This window comes from Streptococcus sp. Marseille-Q5112 (assembly GCF_916700555.1).
Taxonomy (GTDB): Bacteria; Bacillota; Bacilli; order Lactobacillales; family Streptococcaceae; genus Streptococcus; species Streptococcus symci.
Window position 1 is genome coordinate 1 of record NZ_CAKAKP010000012.1, and the last position, 17,115, is coordinate 17,115.

General features: G+C 36.7%; 20 protein-coding genes. 19 read left to right on the forward strand and 1 reads right to left on the reverse strand.

From position 1 onward, the window contains the following. Positions 1 to 103: 103 nt before the first annotated feature. The 16 genes from LG372_RS07910 to LG372_RS07985 all read left to right on the forward strand — a co-directional run bounded on the left by LG372_RS07910 (position 104) and on the right by LG372_RS07985 (position 12,390). A complete protein-coding gene (locus LG372_RS07910) occupies positions 104 to 484 on the forward strand; it encodes a hypothetical protein (protein ID WP_225742569.1) in 381 nt (126 codons plus the stop codon). Between the two features lie 15 nt (positions 485 to 499). Next, the gene (locus tag LG372_RS07915; protein ID WP_125410244.1) at positions 500 to 898 is read left to right on the forward strand and encodes a DUF1310 family protein; all 399 of its coding nucleotides are present in this window, start codon (positions 500 to 502) and stop codon (positions 896 to 898) included. Beyond that, complete coding sequence (locus tag LG372_RS07920) at positions 895 to 1,128, forward strand: hypothetical protein (RefSeq protein ID WP_070478348.1); 234 nt, start codon at positions 895 to 897, stop codon at positions 1,126 to 1,128. Before LG372_RS07915 ends, LG372_RS07920 begins: the two co-directional genes overlap by 4 nt. A gap of 15 nt (positions 1,129 to 1,143) precedes the next feature. Beyond that, on the forward strand, positions 1,144 to 1,527 hold the full coding sequence (locus tag LG372_RS07925) for a DUF1310 family protein (RefSeq protein WP_225742544.1): 384 nt from the start codon (positions 1,144 to 1,146) through the stop codon (positions 1,525 to 1,527). After that, on the forward strand, positions 1,527 to 1,757 hold the full coding sequence (locus LG372_RS07930; protein ID WP_225742545.1) for a hypothetical protein: 231 nt from the start codon (positions 1,527 to 1,529) through the stop codon (positions 1,755 to 1,757). The genes LG372_RS07925 and LG372_RS07930 overlap by 1 nt, the downstream gene beginning before the upstream one ends. A gap of 15 nt (positions 1,758 to 1,772) precedes the next feature. Then, positions 1,773 to 2,177: a DUF1310 family protein gene (locus LG372_RS07935; protein ID WP_049511051.1), complete on the forward strand. Its 405-nt coding sequence runs from the start codon at positions 1,773 to 1,775 to the stop codon at positions 2,175 to 2,177. Continuing rightward, the gene (locus LG372_RS07940; RefSeq protein WP_225742546.1) at positions 2,170 to 2,406 is read left to right on the forward strand and encodes a hypothetical protein; all 237 of its coding nucleotides are present in this window, start codon (positions 2,170 to 2,172) and stop codon (positions 2,404 to 2,406) included. The genes LG372_RS07935 and LG372_RS07940 overlap by 8 nt, the downstream gene beginning before the upstream one ends. A gap of 15 nt (positions 2,407 to 2,421) precedes the next feature. Beyond that, positions 2,422 to 2,823, forward strand: a complete 402-nt coding sequence (locus tag LG372_RS07945) for a DUF1310 family protein (protein ID WP_094753392.1) — start codon at positions 2,422 to 2,424, stop codon at positions 2,821 to 2,823. After that, positions 2,816 to 4,039 carry a DUF2974 domain-containing protein gene (locus LG372_RS07950; RefSeq protein WP_225742547.1) on the forward strand — a complete coding sequence of 408 codons (1,224 nt, stop codon included), beginning with the start codon at positions 2,816 to 2,818 and terminating at the stop codon, positions 4,037 to 4,039. Before LG372_RS07945 ends, LG372_RS07950 begins: the two co-directional genes overlap by 8 nt. After that, complete coding sequence (locus LG372_RS07955; RefSeq protein WP_094753383.1) at positions 4,021 to 4,431, forward strand: hypothetical protein; 411 nt, start codon at positions 4,021 to 4,023, stop codon at positions 4,429 to 4,431. Before LG372_RS07950 ends, LG372_RS07955 begins: the two co-directional genes overlap by 19 nt. A 3-nt stretch (positions 4,432 to 4,434) precedes the next feature. Further along, entirely contained in the window at positions 4,435 to 4,728 is a 294-nt protein-coding gene (locus tag LG372_RS07960; protein WP_042750982.1) for a hypothetical protein, read from the forward strand. Positions 4,729 to 4,906: 178 nt separating this feature from the next. Further along, on the forward strand, positions 4,907 to 5,743 hold the full coding sequence (locus LG372_RS07965; RefSeq protein ID WP_125416461.1) for a LicD family protein: 837 nt from the start codon (positions 4,907 to 4,909) through the stop codon (positions 5,741 to 5,743). Beyond that, positions 5,740 to 6,708, forward strand: coding sequence for a glycosyltransferase family 2 protein (locus LG372_RS07970; protein ID WP_125411220.1), 969 nt, complete (start codon positions 5,740 to 5,742; stop codon positions 6,706 to 6,708). The genes LG372_RS07965 and LG372_RS07970 overlap by 4 nt, the downstream gene beginning before the upstream one ends. 21 nt (positions 6,709 to 6,729) lie before the next feature. Beyond that, the gene (locus tag LG372_RS07975) at positions 6,730 to 8,889 is read left to right on the forward strand and encodes a LicD family protein (protein ID WP_125409991.1); all 2,160 of its coding nucleotides are present in this window, start codon (positions 6,730 to 6,732) and stop codon (positions 8,887 to 8,889) included. A 57-nt stretch (positions 8,890 to 8,946) separates the two neighbouring features. Then, on the forward strand, positions 8,947 to 9,759 hold the full coding sequence (locus LG372_RS07980; protein WP_049487269.1) for a LicD family protein: 813 nt from the start codon (positions 8,947 to 8,949) through the stop codon (positions 9,757 to 9,759). A 39-nt stretch (positions 9,760 to 9,798) separates the two neighbouring features. Beyond that, positions 9,799 to 12,390, forward strand: a complete 2,592-nt coding sequence (locus tag LG372_RS07985; RefSeq protein WP_225742548.1) for an MBL fold metallo-hydrolase — start codon at positions 9,799 to 9,801, stop codon at positions 12,388 to 12,390. Between the two features lie 47 nt (positions 12,391 to 12,437). On the opposite strand, the gene LG372_RS07990 is transcribed toward LG372_RS07985, so the two are convergent. Next, positions 12,438 to 13,916, reverse strand: a complete 1,479-nt coding sequence (locus tag LG372_RS07990) for an oligosaccharide flippase family protein (RefSeq protein WP_061590072.1) — start codon at positions 13,914 to 13,916, stop codon at positions 12,438 to 12,440. A gap of 124 nt (positions 13,917 to 14,040) precedes the next feature. On the opposite strand from LG372_RS07990, the gene mecA reads away from it, so the two are divergent. The 3 genes from mecA to thrB all read left to right on the forward strand — a co-directional run bounded on the left by mecA (position 14,041) and on the right by thrB (position 17,087). After that, the gene (gene mecA / locus LG372_RS07995; RefSeq protein WP_000782684.1) at positions 14,041 to 14,778 is read left to right on the forward strand and encodes an adaptor protein MecA; all 738 of its coding nucleotides are present in this window, start codon (positions 14,041 to 14,043) and stop codon (positions 14,776 to 14,778) included. Positions 14,779 to 14,929: 151 nt separating this feature from the next. After that, complete coding sequence (locus tag LG372_RS08000; protein ID WP_225742549.1) at positions 14,930 to 16,216, forward strand: homoserine dehydrogenase; 1,287 nt, start codon at positions 14,930 to 14,932, stop codon at positions 16,214 to 16,216. A gap of 1 nt (position 16,217) precedes the next feature. Beyond that, positions 16,218 to 17,087 (forward strand): homoserine kinase, encoded by an 870-nt coding sequence (thrB, locus tag LG372_RS08005; RefSeq protein ID WP_225742550.1) that lies wholly within the window; start codon positions 16,218 to 16,220, stop codon positions 17,085 to 17,087. The last annotated feature ends 28 nt before the right edge of the window (positions 17,088 to 17,115 follow it).

Below are 17,115 nucleotides of genomic sequence, written 5' to 3' on the forward strand. Positions count from 1 at the left end.
GTTGTGGTAGTCTTTGTAAAATAGAATTGCTTAATAAACCATTTAGAAAGTCTATCCCATGCCTATTCACTATAACACAAATCAAACAACTATACCACTAGAAATCAGTTCTTTCTTACCAAAAGATCATCTTGTCTTTACTATTGAAAAAGTGGTGAATACCTTGGAAGATTGTCACTTCGATGCCTTCTATCATGCCTTTGGTCAGCCGTCTTATCACCCTAAAATGCTTGTATCTACTCTTTTATTTTCCTATTTACAAGAGATTCTCTCTGGTCAAAAAATTGCTAATGAAGAGTATACAAGTTATTCTGAAACAGATCTTTTGAAAATCATAAATGATAAAGGAGAGATAGAAGATATCGGCACAGTCCGTCAGGTGATAGAAAACGAGACAGGAATAAAGGTTTACGTAGTTGAGAGTTCAGACAAATCTTTATGGTATACTATAAGTAAATCAGTGCATGATATATTTGTAAAATAACATAAAGGAGACGTCATGAAGCCATTAAAAATTGTAGGAATCATTTTAGCTAGTTTTTTGGTTATTGTTGGATTAAGCATAGGAGGATATAAAGTAATGCAAAAAGTAGAACACGATGAGATGGCGAGAATTGTTAAAAGTGAGGAAGTCAAAAAGATTGTTGAAAATAAACTTAAATATCTAGATAGTGAGGCCTTAACAAAAGAAGGTACAATAAAATCGTATGAAATTGATATCGACTCAATTAAGCATAATCCCATGGGTGGAATTGATTTTAAAGTATATGTAAATTCAGATAAAAAACTAAGAGTAATGTATGGATTAGAGAAAGATAACACTACCGGAAAAATTGAATATTCAGGTGGTGGCTATTCTGCTCAACTTGCAGAATTGTTAAAAAAGGTGAAAAAATGATACAAAAATATACGGAACATGATAGACAAAAAATTGCTGCTAGAGAATATACGGAGTATACGAAAGATGATCCAATTGATATTGGAACTGATAACAATCCTAATGTAATCGGCACAGTTCGTCAGGTGATTGAAAACGAGACAGGGTTGAAGGTTTATGTAGTTGAGAGTCCAGACAAATCTTTACGGTATACTATAAGTAAATCAGTACATGATATATTTGTAAAATAACATAAAGGAGACGTCATGAAACCATTAAAAATTGTAGGAATTGTTTTAGCTAGTTTATTAGTTATCGTTGGATTAAGCGTAGGAGGATTTAAAGTGATGAAACAAGCAGAACATGATGAGATGGTGAGAATTGTAGAGAGTGAGGAAGCGAAAGAGATTTTTAAAGTGCGCTTAAAACAAATAGATCCGAATGCTCTAACAGAAAAAGGAATTATTAAATCATATAAAGTTGATTCTTTTGAACATAATCCAATAGGAGGAATAATTGTTTATTTGTATATAAATGATTCTTCAAGTTATAAAGTTAGTGTTTTCTTACATAAAGATAGTGATGGTAAATTAAGAAATGGCGGTGGGAGTAATCCATCTCTGGAAAAATTAAAGGGAGACTCAAACTGATGAATTCTATGTATAGCGACTATGAACGAAAGTTAATTGCTGAAAAAGAATATGATAATACATTACAAGTTGATAATGATATTTATATAGAAACTCGAAAAAGTTCCATCGGCACAGTCCGTCAGGTGATCGAAAACGAGACAGGATTGAAGGTTTATGTAGTTGAGAGTCCAGACAAATCTTTACGGTATACTATAAGTAAATCAGTACATGATATATTTGTAAAATAACATAAAGGAGATGCCATGAAGTCATTAAAAATTATAGGAATCATTTTAGCTAGTTTATTGGTTATTGTTGGATTAAGCATAGGAGGATATAAAGTGATGAAAAAAGTAGAACACGATGAGATGGTGAGAATTGTAGAGAGTGAGGAAGCGAAGCAAATTTTTAGAAATAGATTAACACGAATAGATCCTAAAGCATTTGAACCAGACGGAGTTATTAAAACTTATGCGATTAATTATGAATCTATTGCTTCCAATCCAATGGGAGGTATTATGGTTTCCATATATGTCAATGACAATAAGGATTATATTTTTAGTTTCACTCTAAATAAAAACTTTAATACGAAGAAGCTTACTAGTGAAGGTGGAGTAACTGATCCTACTATAATGAAAAAAGTAGAAGAGAGAGATAAAAATGACTGATACATATACTGACTATGAGAGATTTCAAATAGCAAAAAAAGAGTATGATAGAGAGCTTGCAGTTGATAAGCCTGTTGAAATTGGTGATAAAGATAACGCTAAACCCATAGGTACAGTCCGTCAGGTGATAGAAAACGAGACAGGATTGAAGGTTTATGTAGTTGAGAGTCCAGACAAATCTTTACGGTATACTATAAGTAAATCAGTGCATGATATATTTGTAAAATAACATAAAGGAGATGTCATGAGGTTATTAAAAATTATAGGAATTGTTTTAGCTAGTTTGTTGGTTATCGTTGGATTAAGCGTAGGAGGATTTAAAGTGATGAAACAAGCAGAACATGATGAGATGGTGAGAATTGTAGAGAGTGAGGAAGTCAAAAAGATCATAGAAGATAACCTAAAGCTGAGGCATAAAGGGGCACTTGAAGAAGGAAATATTATCCAGAATTATGATATAGATATTAATTCCATTTTTCATAGTCCAATGGGAGGGATCAAATTTAAAATTTATATAAATAATGACGAAGAATTATATGTATTTTTCACTATTAATAAAGATAGAAGTAGCGGAAAGTTAGTTAATGATGGTGGAGGAAGCTCTGCTAAATTTAAAAAAATAATAACGGAGAGAAAAAGTGAGTAGACAGTATAGTGATCATGAACGTCAAAAAATTGCCAATGAAGAATATACAAAGTATTCTGAAACAGAGTCTATGGAAATCATAAATGATAAAGGAGAGATAGAAGATATCGGTACAGTCCGTCAGGTGATCGAAAACGAGACAGGATTGAAGGTTTATGTAGTTGAGAGTCCAGACCAATCTGAAGTGTCCGTTCTTTACGAAGGTTCTAAAGCGCCATTTGACGAAGGATGGGAAGTGGATTGGCTTGAAAATGATATTCCCATGGCTCAAAATATTTTGAAAGGTGAAGAAGGGGTGACTTCTCAGTTGAAGGCGGCGGCATCTATCTTAGATGATATAATGTTGGAATATCCAAACGCTAAAATCTCAGTTTATGCTCACTCTCTTGGCTCCATGAATGCGCAGTACGCCCTAGCTAATGTTAAGGATATTTCACGTATTTCAGGAGCTTATATCTACCAAGGCCCGAATATCTATCCGGTCTTGACCAAAGAACAGCGGCAACGTGTGGATGCGATAAAGTATCGTATTCATAATTATGTTGATGATAAAGATTTGGTTCCTATAGGTTACCCTAAAAATAGAATGGATAGTGTCGGTGTTGTAGGGATGATGCATCATGTGGACTCTGTACAACAGGTAGATTTTGTATATTCTCAACACTTGTGGGGCGGTTATGTTTTTAATGAAGATGGTAGTCTTAAAATTAAGAATGATCGTTCATCGTTTGAAAAACGGTATTCATCTGGTTTGGATAAGGTTTCCAGTGGCTTGTATTCCTATGCAAAGGCTAAAGAGGCATTGGCTTCAGGCGGTTATACGAGTGGTGAGGAACTCTTTTTAGACTCCGAACATGCCTTAACGATTTCATCGGGATTGCATGAAGTCGCAAATGCTGGTCATGAAGAGATTTGCTCCATAGTTCATAAAGCTCACCAAGAAGCAGAGAAAATAGTAGCGAGCACTTATCACGTTCCCTTTGGTTTTATTTTATCACCTACAGAGGTGGCGACAGCCTATTCTGATGGAGGAGTATCTCGTACGACAATCGTAGATGATCTTGATCATTATTTCTATCCAAAAATCAAAAAATCAGAAAAACTAGCCGAAGATTTTCAAAGTTTAGAAAAGCAAATAGCAGATGGTGTCCAAAAAAAATTGGAAGATGATAAAGAGTTAGCAGGGAATTTTAAAGAATGGATGAAAATCAAGTAATCTGGCAGGAATTAAGAACAAAGCAAAACCATTTAGATTTATTAGATGAACGCAATCGTTCTATTCGCCAACAAAGAGAAGAACAATTTGAAAACCTTCAGCAAAAACGGAACCAATTGTTGCATATGATGGAAAGAAAGTATCAGATGATGCAGCATTACCTAGGACAAGTGGACGTGGATACTACTGAGGAAAGAGCACGATTAAACAGAATAGCTTCGGACTTTAGTCAAGCAGTATCTATAGGATTTATAAGAAATCAGCGCGCTTTGGAACAAAGTATTGAAAAAGAAGAGATTGAGTATAGACGAGAACGACGAAAATTAGAAGAGGATATAGATACATTACATCGTCGAAAGACGACACTCGAACAAGAAAAAAGGAAGGGATAGCTTATGTTTGATGAAATGATTAATGATTTCTTCTCAGGAGTGAACAATAATATGATTGAGATTCAGAAGGGACTAGAACGTTTACTAATCAGTCATATCTATTCACCGATCAAATTGAATGAGCGTAATAATTTGATGTCAGATGGTGACTTTAAGATCAAAACAGAAGCTCTAGCAACAAAGACAGCACTAGGGATGATTTCTAGTCAACTCGATACAACGATGAAAGGAGCTTATTCGACAAAGGTTGTTGAGACTTTGAAGACGAAAGAAAAAGATTATGATACGATTGTGTAGAGATGAATATTCTACAATTGGAATTAGATAGGAGATTAATACAGGAAAAATCAAGGTTCGAATCACCAGTAAAATAGTGGTTTGAACTTTGATTTTTCTTAGTATCTGATGGATTTTTAAGGCTTTTTTATGGTATAATAAAACGATATAACTCGTTATTGAACAGAAGAGGAGAGACATGAGTGATTTGAAAGCGATTCAGGCTCGTAGTCTGGAAATGGCTGAATATTTCGTCGCATTTTGTAAAGAACATGATTTGCTTTGTTATCTTTGTGGTGGAGGTGCTATTGGTGCCCTTCGAAACAAGGGTTTCATTCCTTGGGATGATGATCTAGATTTTTTTATGTCCCGTAAGGATTATGAAAAATTGGCAGAATTATGGCCTCGTTATGCAGATGAGCGTTATTTCTTGTCAAAGAGTAACAAGGATTTTGTCGACCGCAATCTTTTTATTACTATTCGTGACAAGGAAACTACCTGCATTAAACCTTACCAGCAAGATTTGGATTTGCCACATGGTTTGGCTTTGGATGTTTTGCCTTTGGATTATTATCCTAAAAATCCAGCTGAGCGGAAAAAACAGGTTCGTTGGGCCTTGATTTATTCTCTGTTTTGTGCCCAAACTATTCCAGAAAAGCATGGCGCACTTATGAAGTGGGGAAGCCGTATTTTACTCGGTTTGACTCCAAAATCTCTCCGTTATCGCATTTGGAAAAAAGCTGAAAAAGAAATGACCAAGTACAGTCTGGCTGAGAGCGATGGAATCACGGAGTTATGCTCCGGTCCTGGCTACATGAGAAACAAGTACCCAATCGCATCCTTTGAAGATAATCTCTTCTTGCCATTTGAAGAGACAGAGATGCCCGTTCCAGTCGGCTATGATGCCTATCTCAGCACTGCTTTTGGTGATTATATGACACCTCCACCAGCAGATAAGCAGCTACCACATCATGATGCTGTTATCGCTGATATGGATAAGAGTTATAGAGAGTACAAGGGAGAATATGGAGCATGATGGGAGAAAAAATAAGCGTTATCGTTCCAGTCTACAATGTAGAAGCCTATTTGGAACGATGTGTGGAGTCAATTCTTCATCAGACTTATACCAATTTTGAACTAATCCTAATAAATGATGGGTCTACTGATTCTAGTGGAAAGATCTGTGATGATTTAGCAAATCAGTATGAGAATATCAAGGTTTACCATATCGAAAATGCTGGTGTTTCTAATGCAAGAAATCTTGGAATTCAGCTAGCGACAGGTGCTTGGATAACTTTTATTGATAGCGATGATTTCGTCACCAATGATTATCTAGCTACTTTAGCTAGTGCAGTTGAGGGAGAACATGTAGGTTTTGTGATTGCTCCTCTACACCATATCAAAAATGGCATTGTAACAGACCTTCCTCCACATTCTGGAAAAACAGAACTCTGGTCGACAGAAGAAACCATGAAGGAACTACTGATGACTACCAGAACGTCATTTTTTCCAGTCGCAAAACTGTTTAAGAGAGACCTGCTTGCGGATGAAAAGTTTAATACAAATTATCACCTGGCTGAAGATGCCCTATTTTTAACTGAATTGTTACTAAAGACAAGATGTAGTAGCGTATTTATTGACAAACCGATTTATTATTATGATCATCGTGAGGGAAGTGCGACAACATCTGTTAATCGGTATGTATTTGATACGATAGAAGTTTATAAGCAAATAATCGCTCAAGTTTCACAAATTTTTCCTAATTTAAAACACGAATTAAAAAATAGAGAATGTTGGTCGTACATCACAGTTTACGATAAAATTATCTTTACTTCACGTGTAGAGTATCAAAAGGAGAAAGCCGAGCTGAGGACTTGGATTGTTCAGCATCGACGTGAAATATGGAAGGATGCTTATTTCACTACTTTTCGCAAGGTAGCGATCCTCTCACTTGTCATTTCTCCATGGCTATATAAGAAAATTGTTGGATTAAAAAACTAATATCATGAGAAGGAGTTGAAAATGAATTTTTCAAAATTGGATGAATACTTTGAAAAATCAAAACTATGGATTGCGTATCTATTTGTTTTTATTTCGATTTTAAGTATGAGTTCACTGGTTTATAAGATAGCAAATCCCCTCTACAAGGGATTATCAGCGATTGTAGTACTTTATATTTGCTGTACCTTATTGTTTAAGTGGAAAGAAATCACAGTAGATCGCAAATTTCTGTCCTTATTTGGTCTATTGGCTGGAAGTCATCTGTTATCAGCTATTTTTAATCGCTCTGGACATTTGATTGGAAACGTGATAGAGATCCTCTTTATGGTGACCTATATTTTATTATTTACCATGTTAGAATCAGGGCAACTTAAAAAATTATTTGACTGGATTGCCTATACGGTTCAAATTGTATCTTTTTCTTCAGCAATTTTTGCGTTTGGTTTATTGGTAAGTAGAGTCCTTATCCTATTTAAGATTGGCGAACAATCTTATTACTATGGTGTTATGAATGGACGTCTGTGGGGGATTGTCAATCCAAATGCTAGTGCGATATTTTCATATATTAGCATTATTTTGGCTATGTATTTGATTCATAAAGGAAGTAAATATTCTGTCTATCTTAAACTGAATAATGTAATTCAATTAGTTTACTTCGCAACCATGCAAAGTAGAGGAGCTTTATTATCTTTAGTGTTAATGATTGGGTTTTATAGTTTCTTTATTAACGGGGGCAAGTTAGCTAAGCGATTTCTAATCTTTATTGTTTCTGCTTTACTTGTTTCTGCTGCTAATATTGGATTGAGTTATGCAACCTCTATTTACATATCCTCGGGGAAAGCGACTGTATTAGACTTAAATAAAGGACAATCTTATGCAGAAACGGATTCTTCAGTTATAAAAAAAACAGGTGAACTTCATCTAATAGAAACAACACCTAGTGGCAGAACTTATATTTGGAAAAATGCTATAAAAATGGGAAGTGAGAAACCAATTTTTGGTTATGGTGTAAGAAATGTTCCAGATTATTACACAAAATATTTCAGTAAATTTGAGATTCAAAATTCTCTTATTGGTGGAAATTTCCATAACATTTTGGTAACGATATTTGTTAGTTCTGGAATTTTAGGTTTAGTATCCTTTCTACTTCTACTAGGATATATAATTAAGCGCTTTTTGACTTATTTGATTGTTTCTAAAAAGAACTCTGAAAAGTTGATTATGATTCTTTTCTTTGGCATCTTGTTCGGTCAATTATTTGAAAGTCAGATTATGTACTCAACTAACTTTATTAATATTATCTTTTGGTTGATTATTGGTTATGGATTAGTTGTTTGCAAACGTGATGAAGGTATTCGTTATCAGGAAGTAACTGATATTAGAGAGATCCAACAGATGGAACTAGGAATCATGGAATACATTCATGAAACTTGCCAGAAAATTGGTGTCAAATATTTCCTAGCTTATGGCAGTCTTATCGGTGCGGTTCGTCATAAAGGTTTTATTCCTTGGGATGATGACATGGATATCTGTATGTTACGAGAAGATTATGAAAAGTTGCAAGACTATCTTATTGCTAACCCTGATGAACGTTACGAAGTGATGTCTTATAAAAATAATCTCAACTATGTCTATCCCTTCATGAAAGTGCAGGATAACCATACCTACTTGCTAGAAGAAGATGTTCGTATTGATTCAAATATGGGGATTTATGTAGATATTTTCCCTGTAGATGGCTACGAGAATGATGCCAATTTCAAGAACAAGATGACAAAGCTGATAAAGAAACGTCAATTGAGTTGCTATACATTTAAAGGTATCACCAATACGAAAAGTGTTCTGAATTCACTGATACGCTATATTTCAGTTATTATTTTTTATTTCACAAATACAAATAAATACGTTGCACAAATTGAAGAACTTGCTAAATCACGTAAAGTGTCAGATTATGAGGAAGTGGATTATCTTATCTACAAGGATATGAACAAACCAGTGTGGAGACGCGAATGGCTAGAACAAGTTACTACTGGAACATTTGAAGGTAAGAAATTTACTATTCCGAAAAAATATCATGAAATTTTGACCTCAGACTACGGAGATTATATGCAATTGCCGCCAGTTGAACAAAGAGTATCTCATCATGATTTTAAATTGTGGAAGATTGTTAAAAAGTCTAAATAACTGGATTGGGATTAAGAAACGTTTAAAAATATAGTCAAAATTAGGAGAATAAAACCTATGTCTGAAAGAACTTTAACTCTTGAAGAAATCAAACAAGTAGAATTAGATATTTTGAAGTATCTTCATGATCTTTGTGAACAACATCATATCAAATATTTTATTGATTTTGGAACATTACTAGGAGCTGTACGCCATAAAGGATTTATACCTTGGGATGATGATACAGATATTTCCTTAGCGCGTGATGAGTTTGAAAAACTGTATAAGGTTTTAAAAAATGAAAATCATCCCTACTACAAATTAATTTCATTCAGAGAAACAAAGGGGTATCCTTACAGTTATATGCGAGTCTATGATGTGAGGACACGTCGAGATGCTAATCTTATAGATAAAACGGTCGTATTGGGAACCTGCGTTGACATCTTTCCATATGATGGTGTCGTAACGCAAGAAAGTGACCAGAAGAAAATGAAGCTCTACAAATATTTCATTCGTCTTTCTTCTTTGAATTTTAAAGGGATTAAGTCTGAGAATGGTGGACTTAAAAATCTCCCTCGTTATATGGGGTCAGCTATTTTTCGTTTAACTTCCCCACAGATATGGAACCAAAAATTAGAGAGTCTTGCTTTGAAGTATAGTGTGGATCAAGCAACAGATCTCACTTGTACTATCTATGATTCCTATTATCCAGATGGTATAAAAAAAGAATGGCTCTATGATTTGATTGATATGCCGTATGAAAACATTGTGGTCAAGGTTCCTAGAAAATACCATGAATTACTTGTCTACGAATTTGGAGAAAACTATATGAGTCCGCCACCTATTGAGCAACAAGTGCCAGGAGGAGATAAAAATTATTGGATTGATTAGTATAAGTTTCTTATCTTTTAAAATAAAGGGGTTTTCAAGATGAAAAATAAACAGTTAATAAAATTAGTTGGGTATAGTTTTCTTGTATTCTTTCTAGCGCTGATTCAGTTATCGCAAGGAGTAGATGCAAATACTATCTCTGCAGGTTCGGGCAATCGTATCCATTTCATAAATACTAAAGCAAAATCTGGGAGTGACGCCATCCTTCTGGAAAGCAATGGTCACTATGCTTTGATTGATATGGGAGAAGACTATGATTTTCCTGATGGGAGTGACCCACGCTATCCAAGTCGTTGGGGAATTTCTATGAGAAATTATCAAGTATTAGAGGATAGATTGATTCGCCACCTAGATGAAATAGGTGTTAAAAAATTAGATTTTATCATAGGAACTCATGTTCATAGTGATCATATTGGTGGAGCAGACGAAATACTCAATCGTTATCAGGTTGGTAAGTTTTATTTGAAAAAATATTCAGATGATCGAATCACAGCAAAGTGGGGTCTATGGGATAATCTTTTCAATTATGATAATGCTTTGAGAGCAGCTCAAAAACGAGGAGTTACGCTTATCCAGAATATTTCAGATGAGGATAGCCATATAAAATTAGGTGATATGGATATCCAGCTCTACAACTATAAGAATGAATATGATGCTGATGGGAATCTGAAAAAAGTTCGAGATGATAACTCCAACTCCATTGTTTCAGTAGTGACTGTGGCAGGAAAGAGAATCTATCTTGGTGGAGATTTGGATAATGCCGAAGGAGCAGAAGATAAGTTAGGTCCAGTTATCGGCAAGGTTGATATGATGAAATGGAACCACCATTATGATGCGACAATTTCAAATACGATTAATTTCCTTGAAAACTTATCACCAAAAATGATTATTCAGACAACTGGTGGAGATATTAATGTTGCTTCAACTAGAGAATACCTTCAGAAGAAAAATATTCAGGTTCTTCGTGCTGCTAGCCAAACTCAAGACGCTACTGTTTTTGATATTAGCGATAAAGGATTTGCTAATGTTTCAAATACCTTCCCTGATATCCCAGTAGTTGACGAAAAATGGTATCAAGAAGATGGCTATTGGAAATATCGTTTGTCTGACGGGGAAATGGCTATCGGCTGGAAAGAGATTGGCGGAGCCACTTACTTCTTTAATGGAAAAGGACAAATGCAAGCAGGCCGCTGGCTTCACCTTAATGACGACTGGGGAGAAAATGCCAAGGGGAATGATTACTATCTGAACAAAAATGGTAAAATGCAAACTGGTGGATGGTTCAAGCTAGATAACTCTTGGTATTATATCCAGTCGAATGGTGCTAGACGATTTAGCGAGCTCTCTGAAATTGGAGGGAAAAAATACCTTTTTGCGGCAGATGGTAAGATGCTGACAGGACACCAAGTTTTTAATGGTAAGAAGATGTTCTTTAGCGAAAGTGGCGTACTACAAATTTCAGGTAAGCCTTCAACTTGGCAAAAGATTGATTCAGCTTGGTATTTCTATGATGAGGATGGTCTAAAGACTGTCGGTAAAAAGAATATCAATGGAAGCACATACTACTTTAATCAAGAAGGTGTCATGCAAACTGGCTGGGCCTTTGTTGATGGTCACTGGAACTATTTTGCAAGTTCTGGAGCTATGAAAACTGGCTGGGTCAAGGATCAGGAAACATGGTATTATCTGGATAAAGATGGCATCATGTTAACTGGCAGACAAGATATAAAGGGTATTCGTTACTATTTGAATGCTAGTGGTGCCATGCAGACTGGCTGGAAGTGGCAAGACAATAGCTGGTACTTCTATACGAACTCAGGTGCTATGAAAACTGGTTGGTTGAAAGATAAAGAATCATGGTATTATTTGGATCCAGAAACAGGTATCATGGCCGTAGGATCTAAAGCGATTGATGGAAAAACCTATTTCTTTAAATCCTCAGGTAACATGCAAGTTGGCTGGCAGTGGTCAAATGATGTCTGGCATTATTACGCCTCATCTGGTGCACTCCAAACTGGTTGGCTAAAAGATCATGATATGTGGTATTATCTTGAATCTAAGGAAGGCGCTATGTTGGTTGGACTCAATCAAGTAGATGGCAAGCAATATTACTTTAGTGCATCTGGTGCCATGCAGACTGGCTGGAAATGGTTTGATAATCATTACCGTTACTTTGAATCAAATGGAGCCATGAAAACTGGTTGGATAAAAGACAAAGGCGTCTGGTATTATCTAAATCCTGAAGATGGTATTATGTTGGTTGGCCTTCAAAAAGTCAATGGTGATCAATATTACTTTGATTCAACAGGAGCTATGCAGACAGGTTGGAAACAGCTTGATGGTAATTGGTACTATTTCCAAGCTGATGGTTCTTTATTGAAGAATGCAACAACACCTGATGGTTATAAAGTTAATGAAGAAGGTGTATGGAAACAAGTAGTTACTGTTGATAAGAAGCCAAATCAATCTACAAACAAACAGGAAACGTCTACTTTGACTGATAAATTAGAAAATATGAATAAGGAAGATAAACAAGAAAAACAAAAAGAAATGAACTCTTCTAATTCAGAAAAACAAAAAGAGGACTCATTTATAGAGTCAAGTAGTTCCGACAAGAAAGAAAAGGAATAATGAGAAAATCCCCTGCTAGTAGAATAGTCTATTAGCAGGGGATTCTTTTAATTTCTTTTAATCTTAGCAAGTGCAAGATTGAGTGCATAGTGGAGTGTTTTATCTTTGGTAAGAAATAGCGTCAAGAGATAATAGATACCGCAAGTCGCAACAGTCAAGAGTACCATGAGTATCATATTGAGGTTGACTGTATAAGAGTTGATTTGGAAAAGAAATTTAAAAGTGAAATAAATTGGAATGAATCCGAGCGATACAATAGTATAGCGTGTTAAAGTAGTAAATATTTCTTTTAAGTCAAGCAGATGATGCTTCTTGATAAAGTAAATTTCCAGTAGAACAACTACAGTTTCTGCAATAATAGTAGTAGCAATGTAGTACTCTGGTGCAAAAATATTATTGAAATACAAGAGACTGTTGAGTAGGATATTAGCTCCGCCACCAATAAAGTAAAAGGCTGTTAAACGATTTTCGTGGTCGTTGATGAAGATAATTTGTTTACCGAGAATCAACTCAATAGCCCAAATGATAGTTCGAAAGGCGAAGACACTAGTCACAATACCAGCTTCAAGGTATTTTTCAGAAGAGTAGATGACTGCAGCGTAGTTTCCTAATACCATCATCCCAATACTGGTTGGAATGATAAGAAAATAAAAGAGGGCGGCTCCTTGGTTTAGAAGATTTTTATAAGATTCGTAGTCTTTCTTACCGAGATAGTAGCCGAGACGTGGAATACTGACGTTGATAGCTCCACTCAGGACACTGGCAATCAACATGACGATGCTAGAAGCAATGGTATAATAAGAAATGTAGTTTTCATCAGGTCCTTTGGTGATAAACATTCTATCAAGTAAGGTGTAGAGCATATTGGCATTAGCTAGAAGCAACATGGTCAAGAGTGGCTTAGATGCTTTGATTAATTCCATGAGACCAATTTTGACAAAGGAAACTTCTCTCTTGATCCAAAGAAAACTGAGCAGGTAGTTGAGGATAGTTGTCGCACTCATGACGATGGCATAAGGAACGATATCATCTGCAGTTTTAACAAAGGTAAAGATAGCAACCAGCATGGCAATCCGAATAATCAATGTCTTGTAAAGGATGAAGGCATAGTTTTCATAAGCCTCGTTCATCCACTCGATATAAAGGAATTGGAAGAGAGCCTGGACACCAAGTATATAGTAGAGTTCTTTCAAATTTTCAATACTATTATCTAGGTAAATAAACAAAAAATAGATACTTGTTGTAAGGACAGAAGTAATTACAGATATATAGAATAACTTGGAGAAGACATAATTAATCTTATCTTTGTCGTCCTTGACCTTACTGATAGCTCGAATTCCGTAGTTATAGATTCCAAATGCGGCTAAAGGAATGACAAAGCTAGCCCAGGTATTGGCGGTATTGAAATAACCGTAGTTGGATTTGCTGAGAATCCGCGTCAGATAAGGATTGGTTATCAGAGGAAAAACGATATTGAGAACATTGACTAGTAAGCTAGCCAGTGCATTAACTTTTATATTTTTCATTGTACTTTCTTTCTTGTATTGTAAAATGGTCTCTAGTATTATATCACATTCTCGCTTCATTCTTTTGATAAAATCTTAAAAATCTAGTATAATAGATAGAACTGAAAGTATGAGGTTACTAGCAATGAAAATGAAACAAATCAGTGATACAACTTTAAAAATCACGATGTCTTTAGAGGATTTGATGGATCGAGGAATGGAGATTGCTGACTTTCTCGTTCCACAAGAAAAAACAGAAGAGTTCTTTTATGCCATCTTGGATGAGTTAGAGATGCCTGATAGCTTTTTGGATACAGGTATGTTGAGCTTCCGTGTGACTCCAAAACCGGATAAGGTGGACGTATTTGTTACCAAGTCCAAGATTGACCAAAATCTAGATTTTGAAGACTTATCGGATTTGCCAGACATGGAAGAATTGGCTCAAATGTCGCCAGATGAATTTATCAAAACCCTGGAAAAAAGTATCGCGGACAAAACTAAGGATGATATCGAAGCCATTCAATCTCTAGAGCAAGTCGAAGCCAAGGAAGAAGAGCAGGAACAGGCTGAACAAGAAGTTGAGAGCAAGAAAGAGCCTTACATCTACTACATCCTTTCTTTTGCTAAGTTAGCTGATTTGGTGGCTTTTGCCAAGACAGTGACATTTGAGATGGAAACTTCTGAACTCTACAAGATGAATGAGCGCTATTATTTGACCATTTTAGTGGATATTGAAAATCATCCAAGTCCATATCCAGCGTGGCTTTTGGCCCGTATGCGCGAGTTTGCAGACGATAGTGACATCAGTCGTTCAGTCTTGCAAGAGTATGGCCAAGTCTTGATGAATCACGATGCTGTGCTCAATCTGCAAAAAATCGGATAATCATTTCTGGAAAGCTATTTCTAGATTATAAGAAGAGCGAATCGTTTGATTCGTTTCTTCTTTTCTATACTGAAATAGTGAATTACTATGATAGGAATTTTCACAAAATTCTGTTATAATGGCTATAATAGAAAATTTCGAGGAGACAAACATGACAGTTAAAATTGCTTTACTAGGATTTGGTACCGTTGCAAGTGGTGTGCCTTTCCTCCTAAAGGAAAATGGAGAAAAAATCAATCAATCAGCACATTCAGATATTGAAGTTGCTAAGGTATTGGTCAAGGACGAAGATGAAAAGAACCGCTTGCTTGCAGCAGGGAATGACTTTAACTTTGTAACCAATGTGGATGACATTTTGTCAGATCAAGATATTACGATCGTAGTGGAATTGATGGGGCGTATCGAACCAGCTAAAACCTTTATCACTCGTGCCTTGGAAGCTGGAAAACACGTTGTTACTGCTAACAAGGACCTTTTGGCTGTCCATGGTGCAGAATTGTTAGAAATCGCTAAAGCTAACAAGGTAGCACTTTACTATGAAGCAGCAGTAGCTGGTGGGATTCCAATTCTTCGTACTTTGGCAAATTCCTTGGCTTCTGATAAAATTACGCGTGTGCTTGGAGTAGTCAACGGAACGTCCAACTTCATGATGACCAAGATGGTCGAAGAAGGCTGGTCTTACGATGATGCTCTTGCGGAAGCACAAAGACTAGGTTTTGCAGAAAGTGACCCTACAAATGACGTAGATGGGATTGATGCAGCCTACAAGATGGTGATTTTGAGCCAATTTGCCTTTGGCATGAAGGTTGCCTTTGATGATGTAGCCCACAAGGGAATCCGCAACATCACACCAGAAGATGTAGCTGTGGCTCAAGACCTTGGCTATGTAGTGAAATTGGTTGGTTCAATCGAGGAAACTCCTTCAGGAATCGCTGCAGAAGTGACTCCAACCTTCCTTCCTAAAGCGCATCCACTTGCCAGTGTGAATGGCGTAATGAACGCTGTCTTTGTAGAATCTATCGGTATTGGTGAGTCTATGTACTACGGACCAGGTGCTGGTCAAAAACCAACTGCAACAAGTGTTGTGGCGGATATTGTCCGTATCGTTCGTCGCTTGAATGATGGTACCATTGGCAAAGATTTCAACGAATACAGCCGTGACTTGGTATTGGCAAACCCTGAAGATGTCAAAGCTAATTACTACTTCTCAATCTTGGCTCCAGACTCAAAAGGTCAGGTCTTGAAATTGGCTGAAATCTTTAATGCCCAAGATATTTCCTTCAAGCAAATTCTCCAAGATGGAAAAGATGGTGACAAGGCGCGTGTTGTGATCATCACACACAAGATTAATAAAGCCCAGCTTGAAAATGTCTCAGATGAATTGAAGAAGGTTTCAGAATTCGACCTCTTGAATACCTTCAAGGTGCTAGGAGAATAAGATGAAGATTATTGTACCTGCAACCAGTGCCAATATCGGGCCAGGTTTTGACTCGGTCGGTGTAGCTGTAACCAAGTATCTTCAAATTGAGGTCTGTGAAGAACGGGATGAGTGGCTGATTGAACACCAGATTGGCAAATGGATTCCTCATGACGAGCGCAATCTCTTGCTCAAAATTGCTTTGCAAATTGTACCAGACTTGCAACCAAGACGTTTGAAAATGACCAGTGATGTTCCCTTGGCGCGTGGTTTGGGTTCTTCCAGCTCGGTTATTGTTGCTGGGATTGAACTAGCCAACCAATTGGGGCAACTCAACTTGTCAGACCATGAAAAATTGCAGTTAGCGACTAAGATTGAAGGCCATCCTGACAATGTGGCTCCAGCCATTTATGGTAATCTCGTTATTGCAAGCTCTGTTGATGGACAAGTTTCAGCTATTGTAGCAGACTTCCCAGAGTGTGATTTCCTAGCCTACATTCCAAACTATGAATTGCGTACTCGAGACAGCCGTGGTGTCTTGCCTAAGAAATTGTCCTATAAGGAAGCTGTTGCAGCTAGTTCTATCGCCAATGTGGCGGTTGCGGCCTTGTTGGCAGGAGACATGGTGACTGCTGGGCAAGCAATCGAGGGAGACCTCTTCCACGAGCGCTATCGTCAGGACTTGGTGAGAGAATTTGCGACGATTAAGCAAGTGGCCAAAGAAAATGGTGCCTATGCAACCTACCTTTCTGGTGCTGGGCCGACAGTTATGGTTTTGGCTTCTCACGACAAGATGCCAGCGATTAAGGCAGAATTGGAAAAGCAACCCTTCAAAGGAAAACCTCATGACTTGAAAGTTGATACCCAAGGTGTCCGTGTCGAAGCAAAATAAAGAATAGAAGATAGGATGGGGAAACTCT

Coding starts and splice junctions, on each gene's coding strand:
- LG372_RS07970 (WP_125411220.1), top strand. CDS start 5,740: ATGATGGGAGAAAAAATAAGCGTTATCGTTCCAGTCTACAATGTAGAA.
- LG372_RS07965 (WP_125416461.1), top strand. CDS start 4,907: ATGAGTGATTTGAAAGCGATTCAGGCTCGTAGTCTGGAAATGGCTGAA.
- LG372_RS07960 (WP_042750982.1), top strand. CDS start 4,435: ATGTTTGATGAAATGATTAATGATTTCTTCTCAGGAGTGAACAATAAT.
- LG372_RS07935 (WP_049511051.1), top strand. CDS start 1,773: ATGAAGTCATTAAAAATTATAGGAATCATTTTAGCTAGTTTATTGGTT.
- LG372_RS07945 (WP_094753392.1), top strand. CDS start 2,422: ATGAGGTTATTAAAAATTATAGGAATTGTTTTAGCTAGTTTGTTGGTT.
- LG372_RS07985 (WP_225742548.1), top strand. CDS start 9,799: ATGAAAAATAAACAGTTAATAAAATTAGTTGGGTATAGTTTTCTTGTA.
- LG372_RS07940 (WP_225742546.1), top strand. CDS start 2,170: ATGACTGATACATATACTGACTATGAGAGATTTCAAATAGCAAAAAAA.
- LG372_RS07980 (WP_049487269.1), top strand. CDS start 8,947: ATGTCTGAAAGAACTTTAACTCTTGAAGAAATCAAACAAGTAGAATTA.
- thrB (WP_225742550.1), top strand. CDS start 16,218: ATGAAGATTATTGTACCTGCAACCAGTGCCAATATCGGGCCAGGTTTT.
- LG372_RS07990 (WP_061590072.1), bottom strand. CDS start 13,916: ATGAAAAATATAAAAGTTAATGCACTGGCTAGCTTACTAGTCAATGTT.
- LG372_RS07925 (WP_225742544.1), top strand. CDS start 1,144: ATGAAACCATTAAAAATTGTAGGAATTGTTTTAGCTAGTTTATTAGTT.
- mecA (WP_000782684.1), top strand. CDS start 14,041: ATGAAAATGAAACAAATCAGTGATACAACTTTAAAAATCACGATGTCT.
- LG372_RS07930 (WP_225742545.1), top strand. CDS start 1,527: ATGAATTCTATGTATAGCGACTATGAACGAAAGTTAATTGCTGAAAAA.
- LG372_RS07920 (WP_070478348.1), top strand. CDS start 895: ATGATACAAAAATATACGGAACATGATAGACAAAAAATTGCTGCTAGA.
- LG372_RS07915 (WP_125410244.1), top strand. CDS start 500: ATGAAGCCATTAAAAATTGTAGGAATCATTTTAGCTAGTTTTTTGGTT.
- LG372_RS07955 (WP_094753383.1), top strand. CDS start 4,021: ATGGATGAAAATCAAGTAATCTGGCAGGAATTAAGAACAAAGCAAAAC.
- LG372_RS07975 (WP_125409991.1), top strand. CDS start 6,730: ATGAATTTTTCAAAATTGGATGAATACTTTGAAAAATCAAAACTATGG.
- LG372_RS08000 (WP_225742549.1), top strand. CDS start 14,930: ATGACAGTTAAAATTGCTTTACTAGGATTTGGTACCGTTGCAAGTGGT.